The following is an 18,714-nucleotide window of genomic DNA, read 5'->3' on the forward strand; positions in this document are numbered from 1 at the left end:
GCTTGCTCCTATTTTGAACCCGCTAATACAGTCAAGTTTGCTTCAGCTAGGCGATGTTGCCATAGATAAAAACCCACTAAGGCGGGACTAGCATTGGCGTCAATCGGTAACTTCGCAACATCCAAGGCATGCACTGTCCATACATATCGGTGTTCACGTCCCTTAGGTGGGCAAGGGCCAAAAAATCCTGGCTTACCTAAATCCGTATTGGCCTCAATCGCCTCAGCGGGTAATGTTCCTCCATTTACCCCACCTTCCAATTGATTGATTTGTGATGGAATGTTGTAAACTACTCGATGCCAGAAACCACTACCAGTGGGGGCATCTTTATCATAAAAAGTGACCGCAAAACTTTGAGTACCTTTTGGGGCGTGTTCCCAGGTTAACTTTGGAGCCAGATTGGCACCCGAACAACCAAATTGATTCCAATAATAATCGGCCGGAATAGAGGCATTAGGTGTTAAATTACTCTGCAAGCTAAACGTTGTAGCGCTATCTAATGAAGTCGTTTTAATGGGCTCATCTTGCGCACTCATGCTTGCCGGACTTAATAACATAGCACTGGTTATAAGAGACAATTGAAACAAATAAGCAGTAGAAAATCCTTGTATCATCGTATTCACTCACTATAGAAATAGAATTGTGAACAAGCATAACCTGAGTTCTTAGTTTGATAAGTCACGCTTTATTGATATTAGTTTCAAAAATTATTAGATAATCTCTTAAGGTATTTTTTAATTGAATAAGTTATGCTGCAAATTAATCACTAAATCACATCAACATAATTTACCGTATCTCGCGGCCATAAAACTGCAATGACACTTAATATGACCTTTAATGCTTAGGCTGCTTTCTATTCAGCTGCTTTCTATTCAAAAAATGAGGAAAAATCCATGTATCAGCCTTGGTTTCCACTTAATACTCCGCTAAAGCCCTATCCACTAGTTCATTGCCAACTAGATAATCTTTCATTAACACTTAGTTGGCAGCAAGACTCTGTGACCATGACAATCCATTTCGATACCATTGCGGGATTACAGGTAGTTGATGAATCAAGCTATCAGACTTATTTGAGTCATGTTGGTAATCGTAATATTACCTTTCCGTTAGATGAAGACCTAAACATCAGCGCAAAAAGCAGTGAATATTTTAGGTTGCCATGGCCGATATGGAAGTCGGTAAAAAATACCCGGCTTGATTGTTATGGTGAGCTAGGCAAACACATTTACACTCAGTTATACAGTTATTATATTGTTAGCCAAGAATGCGTATATTTAATTGATACCGAATGCGAACCTGAAGTTACACAATTGCTCATTTAAACATAATTGATTATTTTAAAAGCACTGTTTTAAAAGTCTTATTTCAATATCAGCCTAATTGGGTTCACGGTTAATCACATGTAAAAACGCGAGCATAGCCTGCTCATCTTTAAACGATACGATTACAAGAGACTTGTTTACAGGAAATCCTATTTAAACAAGCCATAACCGTTCTTTTCGTAAATTGGACTACTAAATAGCTGATCCGAATACTGCTACATTTTCGCCGTGCCATGCCCACTGCCAGGAAATGGGGAAACGGTTCCCATAAAATGCCATACCATGCCAAGCAGTTCCCGTATGTTCCTGCAAGCGTGATTGCGGGTTACCGTTTCATGCAGTGCGAGCCATAAGCGTTCTATCTTGTTGACCCACGGCGAGTATACCGGCTGAAATAGTAATCTGAATTTGGGATTATGCTTGAGCCAAGCTACGGTCTTACGGCTCTTATGAATAATGTAATTGTCCAGGATGAGCGTGATGGTTTTGGCTTTGCGGTAATGACGCTTAAGCTTCTCCAACATGGCAATAAACAGCTCTGACGCTTTGCTATCGCTGCTTACATAAAGCACTTTTCCGGTGCTGGCATGCAGGGCTCCAGCTATGTAATGCTTACGGTTGTTGCCTGGGGTGACAACGCGTTTTTGTTGTCCTTTTGGCATCCAATCTGCCCCGATTTTTGGGTTCAAGTCGATGTCTACTTCATCTTCATAGAAAACCGGATGCTCGACGCAACACTGCTCAAGTGCCTGATTTATCGCGGCCATTTTCTCCTCTTTGTGTGGGTCTTTGATACGCAATGTCGGAGCCGAGCGGCGCCAGACCATTCCTGCTTTAGGTAGTAATCGGCGGACGGTGGATGCAGCGATGTTGAGCTTAAGCTGTGCATTAATCACCATGGCAAGCAGTTCACTGCTCCAGCGGCTACGTTGGTAACCAGAGTCCTGTGGGCATAGCTGAATAAGCAAAGATAGACAGAGCAATATGGGGTCTATGGGCAAGCTTGCCGGCCGTCCCAGCGGCAGAGATTTAAGCCCATCAACGCCGCTTTCGGTATACCAGCCTAACCAACGACCAATACTGGAGCGTGCTGCACCAGTAGCATGATGAACGTCAGTAATCGACAGCCCTTGATGCAGCATCAGCATAGCGATAAGGCGTCGAGCGAAGTGTTTATCCTTGGTTTTATGGATCAATTTCTGTAGTTGTTTGCGCTCTGCGCGACAAAGTGGTGGTAAGATGGCCATTCTCAGTCCTCGGCGAGTGGTGGGTTTGTTTGGCGATAGATCAGATCGCTCAAACAGGACTGAGTTCCCTTCCTTTGATCTACTATTTGGAACAGCTATTTAGCTCTTGGTAATCATCCTGATGGCTTACTCCTCCCTCATTCGAAACAGAGAGTTAGCGGTAAGTAACCCCATTCAGCCATAGAAAAAGAAACATCATCCTGTCTACGTTGGCTAACTTAAGCATTTTCATTACACTAGCGTTCCAGTTAATTTCATATAGACCGCTTAGACCATGCCAGACTTTGCCTTACTCGCTGTTTTTATTCCGACGTTCTTTTTTGTTTCTATCACCCCGGGTATGTGTATGACACTCGCCATGACACTCGGGATGAGCATTGGTGTGCGCCGCACCCTGTGGATGATGCTCGGCGAGCTTATGGGAGTTGCCTTGGTCGCTACGGCGGCAGTCATGGGCGTGGCCAGCATTATGCTTAACTACCCTGAGGTTTTTCAGATATTTAAATGGGTGGGCGGCATTTACTTAGGCTATATCGGTGTGCAGATGTGGCGTGCTCGAGGCAAGATGGCGATGCTCAGCGATGATGACACTAATCCAAGAGCCAGTAACTTTACCTTAATTTCACAGGGCTTTATTACCGCCATTGCCAACCCTAAGGGTTGGGCGTTTATGGTGTCGCTCCTGCCGCCCTTTATTAATGCCGAGCGCGAAGTCGCGCCGCAACTCCTTGCTCTACTGAGTATTATTATGGTGACAGAGTTTACTTCTATGTTGGCCTACGCTAGTGGTGGCAAAAGTTTGCGGATCTTTTTAAGTCGCGGCGATAACATTCGTTGGCTAAATCGTATCGCCGGCAGCCTAATGATTGGTGTTGGGATCTGGTTAGCGATGAGCTAATCAAACATGCCGTCTTGAGTCATATGTGCTTAGCACATCACTTTTTGTATAGCATCATTCGCGTCGCGCCAACGGATTTGTTGACGCGATGTTTTACGTTTATGGTGGCTATTGGCCTTTTTTATAGGGCAATACCTCACGCATCTGCTGCATATACACTTCCATTTGCGCAGCTTCCTCATCGGTAAAATGCGCAATCGCCCGCTTAAATTCAGGATGGGCAATATTGTGGTAGGAATAGAGCGCCACAGGCTCGAACCCTCGCAGTACTTTATGTTCGCCCTGCGCGCCTGCATCAAATAGACCAATGTTATGGGCGATGCAATATTCGATGCCCTGATAATAACAGGCCTCAAAGTGCAATCCCTCAAGCTCGACAATACTGCCCCAGTAACGGCCAAACAGGCACGTCTGCCCTTGCTCGTTGCGGCCCGTAAAATACAGCGCGCCCGCAATCATCTGCCCTTTTGCATCACTTACCACCAACAGCACAATCTGTTCGGCCAAACGCTCGGCGATCATGTAAAAAAATGTCGGGGTTAAGTAGCCGCGATGGCCGGATCGTTTAAGGTAGGTTAGTTGATAACATTCAATAAAATGCTGCCATTGCTGACTGCTAATCTCCGCTCCCGCAACAAACTCATATTGCAAACCATAGGGCTGTAATTGGGCGCGCTCCTTAAGGATATTTTTGCGCTTACGGGAAGTGAGCGCCGCTAAAAAGGTTGCAAAATCTTTATAGCCACGGTTATGCCAATGAAACTGAGTGCTTAGACGCCGAAGGGCGGTGTAATTCGATGCCTCAGTAAATAGTGCTTGCTGCGAAGACGAGACAAATAAACTATGCCAAGAGGACATAGGCGTATCCGCATTCGCTAATTGCCCATTTAAACAAGACAATACGGCAAGACTTAGCTGCTGCGCCTCCTCTGCCAAAAGCGTAGGCGACAGCCCCATCCGCCGCCCTTGCACTGGGGTAAACGGTATGGCATTTAATAATTTAGGATAATATTCAAGGCCATGACGCTCATAGGCCTGCGCCCACGCCCAATCAAACACATATTCGCCATAGGAGTGGGATTTTTGATAAAGCGGCATCAATGCTAGCAGCGGTAAAGTCATAAAATCTGCGGCATCTTTTGGACTAATGATTACAGTATCAGGCGCTAATTCTTGTGCAAATTCACTGCCGGTGGCGTCGAAAACACACAGATGATGTGGACGCCACCCCGTGGCGGCGCAGGCAGACAAACTCTCCTCTAAGCTCAGTAAATAGGCATGTCGGACAAAGGGATTATCCCTCCCCATCAAGCTATCCCAATTATCGGCGTCAATACTCTGCACCGCGCTGGCAAAGGCCAAAATCAGTTGTCTCATGAGTTGAATTCTTATCCGTTAAACACACTAAGCCAAGATCCAAGGTTGCAATTAAGCCTAATACTCGGCACATTGCATAGTCATAATGAAAATAAATTCAGGATTGAATATGCACCGCGCAGTACCTTTTAGACCTCTAATTCTCGCCATCGCCATGGCACTGCCTTTATTGTCTTCGCCCACTCTCCATGCTGAAGAGCCTTCGATTTTCAGCCAAATGGCCACGGCACAACCCGTATGGGCAAAACATGGCATGGTCGCCAGCCAAGAAACCTTGGCCAGTCGCACAGGGGTTGAAATCTTGAAACAAGGCGGTAATGCCGTCGATGCTGCGGTGGCGGTGGCATTCAGTTTAGCGGTTACCTTACCCCGTGCTGGCAATATTGGCGGCGGTGGCTTTATGCTCGTTCATCTGGCCAAAGAAAATAAAACTATCGCTATCGATTATCGGGAAATGGCGCCATCAAAGGCGAAAAAAGACATTTTCCTCGATGAGAATGGCGATGCGGTGACTAAATTAAGCCGTGAACATGGCCTTGCTGTCGGTGTACCTGGCACCGTAATGGGCATGAGTTTAGCCCTTGAAAAATATGGCACTATGACCATGGCACAGGTCACTGCGCCCGCCATCAAAATGGCACAAGAAGGGATTAGCGTTAGCCCAGATTTGGCTGTATCCCTTGCAGGCTTAAAGCGCCGCATGAGTCAATGGCCAAGCACGGCAGCCATCTTCTATAAGGCCGACGGTAGCGACTTCCAAGTGGATGATATTTTAAAGCAGCCAGAACTCGCCCACTCCCTGCAACTCATCGCCGAGAAAGGCACCAAAGGGTTCTACGAAGGTGAAACCGCAGAAAAGCTGGTTAAGGCCGTGCAAGAAGCTGGCGGTATCATGACCTTAGAAGATCTAAAACACTACAAAGCTGTTGAGCGTGAACCCGTTCGTGGTCAATACCGAGGATATGAGGTGGTTTCGATGCCACCGCCATCTTCAGGTGGTGTGCATATTATTGAAATGCTTAATGTGTTGCAGCAATTCCCTATCGATAAATTCGGTCACAATACGGCGCAAACTATCCATGTGATGGCTGAAATCATGAAGCATGCCTACGCCGATCGCAGCGAATACTTAGGCGATCCCGATTTTTATAAAGTGCCCGTCAAGCAACTAACGGATAAGGACTACGCCCAAAAAATTGCCAGCCAAATTGCCCTGAACAAAACAACGCCAAGCGAAGAAATCAAACCCGGTAATCTAGCGCCCTATGAGAGTGACCAAACCACGCACTTCTCGGTGGTCGATAAATGGGGTAATGCGGTGTCCAACACTTATACCTTAAACTTCAGCTACGGCTCGGGCTTAGTCGCCAAAGGCACGGGGATTTTACTCAATAACGAAATGGATGATTTTTCCGCAAAACCAGGCACCCCTAACGGTTATGGCTTAGTCGGTGGCGATGCCAACGCGGTAGAAGGTAACAAGCGTCCATTAAGTTCAATGAGCCCCACCATAGTGATGAAAGACGGCAAACCCTTCTTAGTAACGGGCAGCCCAGGCGGTTCACGCATCATTACCACCACGCTGCAAATCATTATGAACGTAATTGACCACGGCTTAAACATTGCCGAAGCCAGCAATGCTGCGCGGGTACATCACCAATGGCTCCCCGATGAACTGCGGGTCGAGACCAGCCTGAACCGCGATACCATTTCATTACTCGAAGCCAAAGGCCATAAGGTGAGTGTGCAATCGGCCATGGGTAGCACTCAATCCATTATGGTGACAGACCAAGGGATATTTGGCGCCACCGATCCCCGTCATTCAGGTAGCGAAGCCGTCGGTTACTAATCGCTGATTGGCATACAAGTGATATGTAAAAAGGCAAGGAAGCCATGGATTGGAGCGATAAGGCTAAGCGCAAAGCTGCTGGATATTGAGCATTCAAGCTAAGCCGCGATAATGACTCTCAGCAAGAGTCAAGCAAACGACAAAAGCAGATTATTACTAGCAAATGTCAGGCTTTACTTTCGCTAATCTCCTATCACTTAGTGATGTGAATGCCGTGTCGTAATAGACACGGCATTTACAGCTCTAACTTACAGGAATGATTATTTAAAAGTTATAGCTTAGGTTTAACTCAATATTCCGTGGTTCACCGAAGAAACCTTGGTTGTAAAAATCAATGCTGGAGTAATATTTTTTATCAAATAAGTTATTGATATTTAGTTGAACTTTAGCATCGTCTGTCAGTTGATAGCTTGTCATCAGATTGACTAGATAATAGCTATCTTGCTCGGAACGCTCGCCATTGGGACCTGCGTCATCTTTGTAAATTTTACTCTGCCAGCTTAAGTTACCGCCAACGGTTAAATCCGCGAGTGCACCATCAAAGTGATAAAGCGAGGATAAACGAATCAGATCCTTCGGTAGATGAGTGCTAAAGGCTGCCCCGTCTTGATCTTCCGATGTACTATGGGTATAGCTGAAAAACAGATCCCAATCTTCTACTGGTCTACCGTTTAACTCAACTTCATAACCTTGGTTACTGGTTCCGTCCACTCCACGCATTGGATAGCTACCATCTGGTAGAGGTGTGGGATAATTTGGGTCACGTTCTGCCACATTTTCCTTTTGCACTTTAAATACGGCAATACTGGCGGTCAGTTTCTCATCGAAGAAATCCCCTTTCGCACCCAGTTCTATATTATTTCCGGTCATGGGATCTAAGCGCTTATTGTTCGCGTCTTTTGCATCCTGTGGCTGGAAAATTTCGGTATAACTGGTGTAAATCGAGATGCTATCGTTCAGGTTGTATATAAGGCCCGCGTAGGGCGTAAAAACATCGCTATTGTTGTAGTCAGCCGCCGCGTTTGATTCAAACTTATATTGGCTAATGCGGCCACCCAGTAACAACATCCATTGATCATGTAAATTAATTTGGGTCGCGAGATAGGCCCCTTTTTGAATATCCTCACCTTCTTGATAGATTGGCGTCGACGGATAATTAGGTTCGGCAACTGAGCCATCCCATTCGAAAAAGTTACCAATACTTATGCTATTCAATGGGTAATAGGAATCTGCGGTTGTGTCTTGCTTAGAATACAATAAACCCGCAGTCAATTTATGCTCGCGGCCAAAGAGCTCAAATGGCCCTGAAGCAAATAGTCGCGCAGCATCTTGTTTACGGGTCGATTGATAGATCATCGCCGATGCCCCCATTCCTAACCCTGTCGTTTTATCCGGCGCGCCATAAAGATAAAGCAAGTGTCCGTCCATCTCATCTTCACGATGTTCGACGTCAAATTTAAGGTCCCAATTATTATCAAAATCATGTTCAAGCGTGGCAAAAACATTCGCGCCATTACGTTGCCAACTCGACCAAGAGGCTGCGGTTGTGGTCGAGCGAGGTAGATCATTGGCCAAACTGCCATCAGCATAAAATAGAGGAAGACCACCCCAAGTTGAGCCTTTTGGATCACGGTCACTGTAATCAGCACCTAGGGTAAATAAGGTACTGTCACTGAGTTTTGCCGTGATCACGCCATAAACTTGGAGATTTTCATCTTTGGCAAGGTCAATATAACTATCTGATTTCTCATAGGCAGCGGCAAAACGAGCCTGCACAGCACCACTGTCCGTCACATCAACAGAGGCATCGCCTTCAACGCGGTAGCTATCCCATGAACCGACTTTTGCGCTGACATAGCCGCCAGGTGTCGCTTTAGGACGTTTGCGGATAAGGTTAATTGCCGCCGATGGTTCGCCCGCTCCTGTTAAGAGTCCCGTTGCTCCACGGACCACTTCTACGCGGTCAAATAATATAGTGTCAGTTGAGGCGTCATTAAAGAAACTCGAATAGTTAACGGGCACACCATCAAACTGGAAATTAGTAATGGGATTACCGCGAGAGCTAAAGAAATAGCGGTTGGTCTCAGCTTTTTGAGCATAAATGCCAGGGGTTAAAAACATTAAGTCCGCAACACTATTAAGTGAGAAACTTTGAATAAACTCTTGATCGATAATGGTAACGGATTGTGGCGTTTCCCGCAGAGTTAAAGGTAACCCTGTTGCCGTTGCGGCCTTATCTAAACGACTTCCCTTGATACTAATGACCTCAATATTAGTCGCGGACTTGTCTTCACTTGCGTAGGTGCTTGGTGCGAATAAAAAACTCGCAATGAGTGTAGCTAACAGCGTTTTTTGCATCATGATTCCCCATCATTGTTGTTTGAGAGATGCATTTTAATTGAAAATAATTATCAATACACACAATTGATAACAATTCTCATTACATTTACACTCTGAAATTCGTAAAATGCTGGGAACATCACATGCTGAAGGCGGGCCTCAATGTTGGTTTATGTAGCATGGCTAGCTAGATCGCCATCAAGATCTTATTCGATACTCTCTGTTTTACGGGCCTTTAGGATTCACTCAGCAATAGATGAAACTCACCTATTGCTTACCGCCATGCGTTCAATCCTTATGAATAAGATTGACTTAGCATTCACTCACTCTATATTATCCAGCTCTAACATATGAATTAAAAAGGAATTTATTGTGTCAATGTTCTTGCTGATTTTGCTGTTGCTCTTCGCTAGCATGATGTTTTTCGGCATATTGAGTTATTCACTCGGTCGCAAAAAAACGACACATCCTAAGCTCACAGGGATGCTAGGCGCGATACTGGGATTATTCCCGTTATTAGGCGTTATTTTCTTGATTGTCTTAGTGCTAAAAGCTGATATTACAACCCCGAGCATCCCCCTGGAATAGTCACAAGCTCTAGTTAATACAGTTAACTGATCAGGATTTATTCCAACAGTTAATTTAGAGCGAAAATATTATCGCAATGAGTTGTTTCGCCAGAAGAACTCTTCAAGAGACAGTTGAATTTGTGTTGGTTTCAACTGTCATTTCGGATGTTAATCTTAAAGAAGAAACTGATTCCCTTTGGGCTAAAAGCGCGTTAGATTTTTTACTCTAATTAATTGGTTTTGGATTAATATTTGTAAGGCGATTATTGAACGTTAGTATTAAACCCGATAAACAAGTCATCCATTTTCGTTGCATGAACTTAAGCGAATGATCTCCAAAAACTCATTTGGTCAAAACTCACAGCAGACTGAGCAGCTCAAAACAGTAGAAGCGATCACTCATAGACAGCAGAAGCGATCAATTGTGCCAGTACCAATTTTAATGGCGGCGCTGCACCAAGTTGCGCACATTGCTGTTAAAGACTGCCCACTTCTACCTGTCACGACTGCCCTGAGCGCTGGCAAAATTGCCTAGTTTCAGGCAAGAAAGAGCCCTCTATAGATTGGGGCGAATATACAACTCTATTTTGAATGTCCACTCTATCTCCCAGGCCAGTAAATACCTTGCCTAACAGAAGGCAGAGCATGAGAAGGCGCAGGAAATCAGCAAACAGACTGAGCATGGACTGGCTACCTGACTCCAGAGAAAACAAAACCCACACTCGTGGGCTTTGTTGTCTATTACTCTATACTAGGCTATTCATCAATATATACTTAAAAGCAATCAAAATAACTATTTGAAAAGAAGATAAAACCGTATATAAACCAAATCGTTTTAGCTTAAGTTTTTTCCAGCAAATAAATACAGCGGAAATGCAGCCAAGGTGCCAAAAACATAAAACACGATATCTTCTAAGACTCCATTTCTATCCTAGCAACTTAGTCATTACCAACTCGACTGCACCATAACCATAAAGATCTGATTCTTCGAGGCCTTTTGTGTCATATGGGATTGATTCCTCCTTATCTAGCTTGCTTGGATCAGCATCAGAATAGATAACGCGCCAAGCTCGCCCAGTAAGCTCATCCTGTCTTATAAAAGTTGGCACCGGCCAATCTTTATGCGACCATGAAGGCATATCTCCCAGAATCAGCCACTCGCCATTAATCAACCCTAAGTCACCAATTCGAAGACATTTAATCGCATCAGTTGACCGCATTATCGAAATTTCTGTAAACGAAGGAATCGTTTCAAATTTCTTACCAAAGAAATAAGCAAGGATAATTTTTCCTTTTTTTGCCATGCGCGCAACAACGCCTACTGCAAACCCATTATTTCGAAGAGGAACCGCAAACAAAGATCCCTCACGATATGGTATAGACTTCATTATTTACCTCCCAAGTAAAGGCGAGCAGCATCCATGTACTCATCTATCTTTGGATTGCTTGGGCTGATCGGCCTGATTTTATTAACGATAAATCAAACGATAAATCAAGCCACCCATTTTAAATCAACAACATAACGATAAATCAAGCCAAGATAAATCAAGCCACCCATTTTAAATCAACAACATAATGCACTTTCAGTTTGCCTACAACTTGTAAAAGTTAACATTGTTAAAAAAGAACCATCAAAAGTTATAGGGACAGCATCTGAGGCAATAAATTGCGCTAATCCCTTAAAAAATCGGGCATTTCAGACGAGATAAATCATCCCAGTTCTTAGGGGATACTCAGCAAGGGTTACTTTCGAAGTTATATAAGTCGTTGTCAGTTGCAGCGCAAGTGCTGGCAGCTTGCCGCAAAGTGCCGTCGTCGCTTTTCGAGATGTTCGCAGTAATCGCTCAGTTCTTGCAGCGTGCCCACTGGCCCGTGAAATAGTTTGCCAAACTCGGTTGTCAGCTTGAGCCAATTGTCATGGGGAATATTTAATCTGTTCAGTATCTTGGCGCTACTTTCACTGATGCTTCCACGTTTATCATTGCGAATGATTCGGCCGGTATCATCCACCAATTGAAGGTAATCGGTTAAGGCAAACGCAATGCCATTGGGTTGGTTGTCGCACTCGTTGCCAATAAAAGGCAGGAGATTGCTCGGCTGCTCACCTTTTAATGCAGCCCGAATACGTAGTTGAATACTGGTATGGTCGGATTGTTCAGGTGTATCAGCGAGTTGTGCTCTAATCGGATTTAAATCAACGTAAGTCATGCAGGCTAATACTGCGGCTTCATCGAGTAATGCTTGGGATTTAAACCGACCTTCCCAGAAACGACCTGTGCAGTTATCTTCTTGATTTGCTTGCCTTGCAATCGGTTCATTTAAGCAGCGCATAAACCATGAAATATCACACAAACGGCTGCGATAAAGAGCGATTGAATGCTTTAATCTGTTCACCTCATGCGCTTCAACCAACTCACCTTTAGCGAATTTGTGCGTTAATTCATCGCCTTTAAACAACTTATGCCATTGCTCAAGCACTTCGCGGTCAGTCCAACGATTGGCACTGTCGATATCCACCCGCAGCACCAAATGCAGATGATTCGACATCACCGCAAACGCTGCCACATCAATAGCAAAAACCGCTTCAAGTTCAAATAATAATGACTCCACCCAAGCACGGCGATGGTCATAGTTTTTACCCGAGTAACTATCATCGCCACATAAAAAAGCCCGCCGAACAACGCGGCTACAGCAATGGTAATAGGGAGTGTCTTCAAGACTTATCTGAGTTCTACGAGGGCGCGGCATACAAACCTCCTTGTTTAATGCTTAACCAAAGCATAGTCGGAGGTTTACTACCGCGCTATTAAGGCTGGGTGTCCACTTTTATTACTTGACTCACTATGGGACAGAAGCAATTGATCTTTATATCTATTTATGGAGTATTGTCATTGTTTCCCCAGTGACTCGCCGTGAATATATCCCTATAGGCTCGACGGCGACATCCATGTCGCCAACGGTCACTGGTGCCCCAATGCCAATTTTAACTACCCATTTTGCAATATGTACGTAAAAAGCTAAGGGACAATAGCACGTTAGTTTTTTAGTCTAATCAGTTGGTTCCGGATTAAGATTTCAATGGATTAACGCCGCACTCTGAGGCAACTTTGTTGCACAGCGGAAAAGTTGTCCGGCTGCAACGAATTGTTATACCTAATTTCTATTTACAACCTGCAAAGCGTCAGGCCATGTGGTGTTCTCCACGATATAATCTCTAATTAAAACCCTATTTGATGCAATAATTCCCGGCCAGCGCTGATTCCAAGAGTTATAAGCGTGCCATGAATAACCTATGTAAAGCTCTTTACGCATAGAGTTCATAGATCTGAGAGTAGCGTCTAAGAACACCTTTTCTATTGATGTTCCTCTGATCTCCAATATGCTCGCAATATATATTAACCATCGCGCCATATGTTCATACTGCTCCCACGCATTATACCCATTCGTCAAATCCGTTTTGAATTCAATAATTTGACCAAGTGCTTTAACCACTTTTTTATCATTTATACTTACGCCGACAGCCGCAATCGAAGATACGATTTCGTAAAATGCATTTTCAATACTTAAAAAACCTTTCGTGAATTGATGATTATTAAAAACCACTTTTTTAATATTTGCTACTGATGATTCTGCACACTTTTCTGCATTCGGGATTTCCGAATTTAGCTTTTTAAAAAAATCATGGCACTCTGTTTCATCAATCACTCGAATACCGTAACAGTGCGCATAGTAATCCTTAACCGGTTGATCGACTTTTGATCGCGACACCAAAAATATATTCGAGCCTATAACGTGGTTTTTAGAAAACCCTTTATAATCACTGATTATTGATTTTAGATTTGCATCTCCAAGAGAGTAGCCCAAGATAACCACGGTATTTTCATGTAACACCGTGCTTAGTTTCCTCGAAAAATACGATTCGCTATGAATAAACTTAAAGTAGTCATCTGACGTAACAACCATATTTTCTGGAGAGTCTATCGACCCATGAACATGATAGACTTTGACCCTGGCTGACGATCTAGGAATCGGCAGGCCAGGCGTCAAGGAGTGACATGCTTCAAATCCTACTAGCTCTTCGACAAGCTTGTCATAGTTGGTTGTAACAACACGACAAGAGCATTTTGATAGAAAATCTTCTATTGATGCATTGTTCCCCATCAACTTTATGGAACTGATTTCCTTTGCAATTTCTTCGTGGATGCTCTTACCTACTTTTTGCAGTTCAATAGAAATAACCTGAGCCGCCTCCTCTAATCCGAGTGTATTTTTACCGTCTTTTGGAAATAGGCTGGCCTTTAAATCATTTCCATTTGCAAGAAGTTCACACAGTGACTCCAAAAGTCCTTGCCAGCTAGGGGCTTGGTTATCTGATACAGATTTCGAAAATCCCGTTCCAGTGAATAAGCACAATCTACTTGATGTCGCTGCATACGCGATTTCGAAATACTCGCTCAACCTTCACCCCTTATTGGTATAACATTACTGCACATGGTTAACTGATTGTATTGCAGCGAAGTTATCGGCTTTGCTTCAAATACACCACCTAGAAAAACGCACATGCGCGTTTTTAAAACATATTATCTATGAACTGGTAAGTATAAGCGATTAATTTTAAAGATATTTATTTAAAAATTAGAAAGCACGCACAAATGCAGGATGAAAATCGTTCACAATCCTTATAATTTGAATACAACGGTATACTTATCCCGTTTTTTGATGGTTAGTAGTGAATTACATCACACGGGATATAACGATGAATATTACTAGGCCAGAAAGTCGTTCATTATTGTTCCACCGAAAACTTGTTAACTCGTTTTGGGGCAAAAGCTTTTCGCCAGATGAACAGTTGTTATCTTGTTTTAACGATTCAATGCAATGGCGGCTATTTTGGATTAGCCGCCATTATCTTATAAACCGATGAGTTTTGGCGTGAAATCAGCGCCTTTCACCCTATGTTGTATTTTACCCATCGCTTTAATTAATCAAGCCCATTAAAAAGCACACTATTTTGCGGCGGTTAACTCAATAAAAGCGGCGGTGTACATTTTCAGATTCAGCATAAACTGTTTATGGGTAATAAATTCTTTCTCGGTGTGGCCAGTGTATTCCACGCCCGGCATGGCGGGGCCAAAACTTAAAGCGTTGGGGAATAATTTACTGTTGGTTGAGCCGCCAATGGCCACGGGTTTGGGTGATGCTATGCCAGTAAAGTGAGCAAATACATCGAGTAAAGTCTGCTGATGCGGTGCATCCTTCATCACCATAGGCTCGCCCCAATAACTTTCCACGTCGATGAGTGTCACTTGATGCTCAGCTTGCCATTTGTTCAGCGCGTCCTTGGCTTGGGCTGAGAGTAACTCAGGCGTTTTGCCCACTGGGCGACGTAAATTAATGGTGACTTCCGTCCCTTTACTCGTTTGCGCAACAACAGTGGGGGCCAGCGTTAAAGCGCCCATAAAATCATCTTTATAGGCCAGTTCGCCAAACTGCTCGGCATAAATCCCCACCCCTACTAACTCATTCATGGCGGCGACCGTCAAAGCCGCAGTGGTTTTAGGCCAAGTGTATGGCTGAAGTAGCGAGGCCAAATGCGTCACGGCATTCACCCCATCTTCTGGTGTTGAGGAATGGGCCGCCTTACCGTCGGCAAAAATATGCAAGTCGCACACGGCCTGCTCGCAAGTACGCTCGAATCGATACTTCATCCCCTGCTGCTTTGCGGCGCTCGCCTGTAATTGTTCAAACAAGCTTGGGGTGATGGCATGAATTTGCGCCTCGGCTTGCTGTGGCACTTGGCTAGCAAAATAGCCGCCGGAAAATGCAGTTAGGCTCGGAACATTCGTTGCCGCGCCCTGCTCCTGCGTTGACTCGATATTCGGCACAGTAAAGCCAATCTTACTCCAACCCTTTTCGGCGGTGACGACTGGATACTCGGCATCTATAGTGATATTTATCTGCGCTAGGGTGTAATGGGCTAAAAAGGCTTTTAGTGGATCCCAATCGGACTCTTCGGCTAAATACACCAACAGCTCAATGCGTTTTTCCCGTTCGAGTTGTTTATCTTTGATGGCCTTCATCGCATACATGGCGGTGACAATCGCGCCTTTATCATCTTCAGTGCCGCGACCTATCAGCTTGCCAGGTTCAGACTCGGTATCCAGCACATAGGGGCTCTTGGCCCAGAGCGCGGGATTGGCGGGTTGCACATCGCCGTGGGTAACGATTCCTAATTTCTCAACCTGTGAGCGTTGGGCATCGACAACATTGGCATCGAGGCCAATCAATACAACATAACCGTGGTCGGCATAATCGAGCCCGAGTTCTTGGCTCAAGCTTTTTAAACTCGACTTAAAACCAATAAAAGCGGGGTTGGTATCGGGTGTTTGCCCCTCAACCGCTTGGGTATTAAAACTGATTAAATGCGCCAGACTCTTAACCATCTGCGTGTCATAGGTGGTCACCGCATAATCGGCCACCTTAAGCGCATCTTGGCTAAGGCTAGTGGATGACGCTGCTGCTTGCGATGTCCACAGCGCAGCGACTAATAGGGAATAAGAAAAACGACGACAGAGACTCGTACAGTTAAACCGAAGCAATTCCATAGAGGTCCTATTTATTATTTGTATGATGAGGGACTTACATAAAAACGCACCCAAGCAATGGCTTTATCCTTTGCCGAATATTGCTTTAGTGCGCGGCTCAGTTTGCCATAGTTCTTCCGTTAAAAACCGCAGGCTAACCATTTGTTACAAACAAAACACAAAATCGATGGAACCCTTAGGCGAATACATGCTAAACAGTCAGCTTAAAATAAGCTTAATGGTTGTTAACACCATTAATCCGACAGAATAATAATCACCTAACGGGGAATTGACATGAAGGGACTAAGCCTAAAATCACAGGCCCTTAACGCGCGAACACTCAAACCACACGCAATCACACTGACCTTTAGCGCTATCACGCTCGCCCTAGCCTTAAGCGGTTGCAGTGCGCAGCATAGCGATACTGCGGCGCAGGCGGCAGTCGCACCGAATGCCATGTCGGCACAGATCATCAGCCAAAATGCCAGCAACCCATTCTTTAAACCCTATGATACTTTTATGGAAATTCCGGCCTTCGATAAGATTAAGCCCGAGCACTTCCTCCCAGCATTTAAGGCGGGTATCGCTCAACAACACGAAGAAATCCAAGCGATTGTCGATAATAAAGACAAGCCGACCTTCGCCAACACCATTGAAGCGATGGAGTTTTCGGGCGGTCTCGTGACCCGCGTATCCAACGTCTTCTTTAACTTAACTGGCGCGGATACCACTCCAGAGCTGCAAGCGATTTCCAAAGAAGTCTCGCCAATGTTATCGTCGGCCGAAGACGATATCTTATTGAACGATAAGCTGTTTCAACGCGTTAAAGCCGTTTATAACAGCAAAGACAGCCTAAAGCTCAACACGGCTCAGGCCAAATTACTGGAAGACACCTATAAATCATTTACCCGTGGCGGTGCTAACCTCAGCGAGCAGGATAAAACCAAGCTGCGCGCCCTGAATGAAGAAATCGGCAAACTTAACTTAGCCTTTGGTGACAATCTGTTAGCCGAAACCAATGCCTTCGAGCTAGTGATTGATAAGCAAGCTGACTTATCAGGTTTACCGGCCGATGTGGTTGCCACCGCCGCCGAAACCGCGAAAAAACGTGGCCATGAAGGCAAATGGGTATTTACCACGTCACGCCCGTCTATCACGCCATTTTTAACTTATGCCGATAATCGCGAACTACGCGAAAAACTCTATAAGGGTTATATCGAGCGTGGTAATAACAATAATGCCAATGATAACAAAGTCATTCTGGCAAAAATTGCCGCACTGCGCGCCGAACGTGCGCAGCTCATGGGCTATAAAACCCATGCGGATTTTGTGTTAGAAGATCGCACCGCCAAGACGCCTGAAAATGTCTACGGCTTACTCAATAAAGTTTGGCCAGCAGCCCTTGCCCAAGCCAAGGCTGAGGTTGCAGATATGCAGGCCTTAATCGACAGCCAAGGCGGCAAGTTTAAGCTGCAAGCTTGGGATTGGGATTACTATGCCGACAAAATCCGTGTTGCGAAGTACAGCTTTAACGAGCAGCAAACTCGTCCTTACTTCTCCCTCGACAGCACCCTAAAAGGCGTGTTCTACACGGCCAATCGCCTCTATGGTTTAACCTTTAAAGAACGTACCGACTTACCCAAATACAACCCCGAAGTGCGTACCTGGGAAGTGTATGATAAAGACGGTAAGCTTATGGCCATCTTTATGGGTGACTATTTTACCCGTGATAGCAAACGCGGTGGCGCCTGGATGAACTCGTTCCGCAAGCAATACCATATGAATGGTGTCGATTCTAAACCCATTATAGTCAACGTGTTGAACTACCCTCGCCCAGCGGGTAATGAACCTGCGTTGCTCACCTTCGATGAAGCCAGCACCCTGTTCCATGAGTTTGGCCATGCGCTGCACGGCATGTTATCCAATGTTGAATATCGCTCACAGGGCGGAACGGCAGTACCTCGCGACTATGTGGAGTTCCCTTCACAGGTCAACGAAAACTGGATGACTCAGCCCGAAGTGCTCGCGCAATTTGCTAAGCACTACAAAACCGGTGAAGTGATCCCGCAGGAACTGGTGAAAAAAATCCAAGCCGCCAGCAAATTCAACCAAGGCTTTGCGACCGTTGAATATATGGCCGCCACAAAGCTCGATTTAGATTGGCACACCCTAACCGATACCTCGCCTAAGGATGCCGCCAAGTTTGAGGCCGACTCCTTAACTGCCATGGGATTGATTAATGAGATCAGCCCACGTTACCGCAGCACTTACTTCTCGCATATCTTCGCGGGCGGTTATTCAGCCGGTTACTACAGCTACCTCTGGTCGGATATTTTAGGTGCCGATGCCTTCGAAGCCTTTAAAGAAAATGGCATTTTCGATAAAGCAACCGCAGATGCCTTCCGTAACAACATCTTGTCTAAGGGTGGCAGTGACGACCCTATGTTGATGTATAAAAAATTTCGTGGAAAAGAGGCAGGAATCGAACCGTTGTTGCGTAGCCGCGGTTTACTTGCTGAGTAATCAAC

General features: G+C 45.0%; 12 protein-coding genes. 4 read left to right on the forward strand and 8 right to left on the reverse strand.

The features are described 5' to 3' along the window. Positions 1-8: 8 nt before the first annotated feature. Complete coding sequence (locus FJD32_RS13460) at positions 9-536, reverse strand: YbhB/YbcL family Raf kinase inhibitor-like protein (RefSeq protein WP_239642726.1); 528 nt, start codon at positions 534-536, stop codon at positions 9-11. A 357-nt stretch (positions 537-893) separates the two neighbouring features. On the opposite strand from FJD32_RS13460, the gene FJD32_RS13465 reads away from it, so the two are divergent. Further along, positions 894-1,322 carry a hypothetical protein gene (locus FJD32_RS13465; RefSeq protein ID WP_037425360.1) on the forward strand — a complete coding sequence of 143 codons (429 nt, stop codon included), beginning with the start codon at positions 894-896 and terminating at the stop codon, positions 1,320-1,322. Between the two features lie 215 nt (positions 1,323-1,537). Here the strand turns inward: FJD32_RS13465 and FJD32_RS13470 are convergent, their stop codons facing one another. Further along, positions 1,538-2,569, reverse strand: coding sequence for an IS630 family transposase (locus FJD32_RS13470; RefSeq protein WP_037425363.1), 1,032 nt, complete (start codon positions 2,567-2,569; stop codon positions 1,538-1,540). A gap of 274 nt (positions 2,570-2,843) precedes the next feature. On the opposite strand from FJD32_RS13470, the gene FJD32_RS13475 reads away from it, so the two are divergent. Continuing rightward, positions 2,844-3,467, forward strand: coding sequence for a LysE family translocator (locus FJD32_RS13475; RefSeq protein WP_037425366.1), 624 nt, complete (start codon positions 2,844-2,846; stop codon positions 3,465-3,467). Positions 3,468-3,575: 108 nt separating this feature from the next. Here FJD32_RS13475 and FJD32_RS13480 read toward each other — a convergent pair whose 3' ends face one another. Continuing rightward, positions 3,576-4,844 (reverse strand): GNAT family N-acetyltransferase, encoded by a 1,269-nt coding sequence (locus FJD32_RS13480; RefSeq protein ID WP_037425369.1) that lies wholly within the window; start codon positions 4,842-4,844, stop codon positions 3,576-3,578. A 109-nt stretch (positions 4,845-4,953) separates the two neighbouring features. On the opposite strand from FJD32_RS13480, the gene ggt reads away from it, so the two are divergent. After that, positions 4,954-6,693, forward strand: a complete 1,740-nt coding sequence (ggt, locus tag FJD32_RS13485; protein ID WP_037425373.1) for a gamma-glutamyltransferase — start codon at positions 4,954-4,956, stop codon at positions 6,691-6,693. A 264-nt stretch (positions 6,694-6,957) separates the two neighbouring features. Here ggt and FJD32_RS13490 read toward each other — a convergent pair whose 3' ends face one another. The 5 genes from FJD32_RS13490 to FJD32_RS13510 all read right to left on the reverse strand — a co-directional run bounded on the left by FJD32_RS13490 (position 6,958) and on the right by FJD32_RS13510 (position 16,207). Next, positions 6,958-9,051 (reverse strand): TonB-dependent siderophore receptor, encoded by a 2,094-nt coding sequence (locus FJD32_RS13490; protein ID WP_088585726.1) that lies wholly within the window; start codon positions 9,049-9,051, stop codon positions 6,958-6,960. Positions 9,052-10,528: 1,477 nt separating this feature from the next. Beyond that, entirely contained in the window at positions 10,529-10,990 is a 462-nt protein-coding gene (locus FJD32_RS13495; RefSeq protein WP_037431474.1) for an Imm26 family immunity protein, read from the reverse strand. A gap of 382 nt (positions 10,991-11,372) precedes the next feature. Then, the gene (locus FJD32_RS13500; protein WP_037431476.1) at positions 11,373-12,350 is read right to left on the reverse strand and encodes a hypothetical protein; all 978 of its coding nucleotides are present in this window, start codon (positions 12,348-12,350) and stop codon (positions 11,373-11,375) included. Between the two features lie 405 nt (positions 12,351-12,755). Next, positions 12,756-14,060 carry an SIR2 family protein gene (locus FJD32_RS13505; protein ID WP_037425586.1) on the reverse strand — a complete coding sequence of 435 codons (1,305 nt, stop codon included), beginning with the start codon at positions 14,058-14,060 and terminating at the stop codon, positions 12,756-12,758. Positions 14,061-14,608: 548 nt separating this feature from the next. Further along, complete coding sequence (locus tag FJD32_RS13510; protein ID WP_037425589.1) at positions 14,609-16,207, reverse strand: dipeptidase; 1,599 nt, start codon at positions 16,205-16,207, stop codon at positions 14,609-14,611. A gap of 273 nt (positions 16,208-16,480) precedes the next feature. Between FJD32_RS13510 and FJD32_RS13515 the strand changes: the two genes are divergently transcribed. Beyond that, entirely contained in the window at positions 16,481-18,709 is a 2,229-nt protein-coding gene (locus FJD32_RS13515; RefSeq protein WP_037425591.1) for a M3 family metallopeptidase, read from the forward strand. Positions 18,710-18,714: the final 5 nt, after the last annotated feature.

The organism is Shewanella sp. LC6 (genome assembly GCF_006385735.2).
Taxonomy (GTDB): domain Bacteria; phylum Pseudomonadota; class Gammaproteobacteria; order Enterobacterales; family Shewanellaceae; genus Shewanella; species Shewanella xiamenensis.

Excerpts from the sequence above, each read along its gene's own strand:
- FJD32_RS13490 (WP_088585726.1), bottom strand. The coding sequence starts at position 9,051 with ATGCAAAAAACGCTGTTAGCTACACTCATTGCGAGTTTTTTATTCGCA.
- FJD32_RS13510 (WP_037425589.1), bottom strand. The coding sequence starts at position 16,207 with ATGGAATTGCTTCGGTTTAACTGTACGAGTCTCTGTCGTCGTTTTTCT.
- FJD32_RS13470 (WP_037425363.1), bottom strand. The coding sequence starts at position 2,569 with ATGGCCATCTTACCACCACTTTGTCGCGCAGAGCGCAAACAACTACAG.
- FJD32_RS13500 (WP_037431476.1), bottom strand. The coding sequence starts at position 12,350 with ATGCCGCGCCCTCGTAGAACTCAGATAAGTCTTGAAGACACTCCCTAT.
- FJD32_RS13460 (WP_239642726.1), bottom strand. The coding sequence starts at position 536 with ATGAGTGCGCAAGATGAGCCCATTAAAACGACTTCATTAGATAGCGCT.
- FJD32_RS13495 (WP_037431474.1), bottom strand. The coding sequence starts at position 10,990 with ATGAAGTCTATACCATATCGTGAGGGATCTTTGTTTGCGGTTCCTCTT.
- FJD32_RS13465 (WP_037425360.1), top strand. The coding sequence starts at position 894 with ATGTATCAGCCTTGGTTTCCACTTAATACTCCGCTAAAGCCCTATCCA.
- ggt (WP_037425373.1), top strand. The coding sequence starts at position 4,954 with ATGCACCGCGCAGTACCTTTTAGACCTCTAATTCTCGCCATCGCCATG.
- FJD32_RS13480 (WP_037425369.1), bottom strand. The coding sequence starts at position 4,844 with ATGAGACAACTGATTTTGGCCTTTGCCAGCGCGGTGCAGAGTATTGAC.
- FJD32_RS13475 (WP_037425366.1), top strand. The coding sequence starts at position 2,844 with ATGCCAGACTTTGCCTTACTCGCTGTTTTTATTCCGACGTTCTTTTTT.
- FJD32_RS13515 (WP_037425591.1), top strand. The coding sequence starts at position 16,481 with ATGAAGGGACTAAGCCTAAAATCACAGGCCCTTAACGCGCGAACACTC.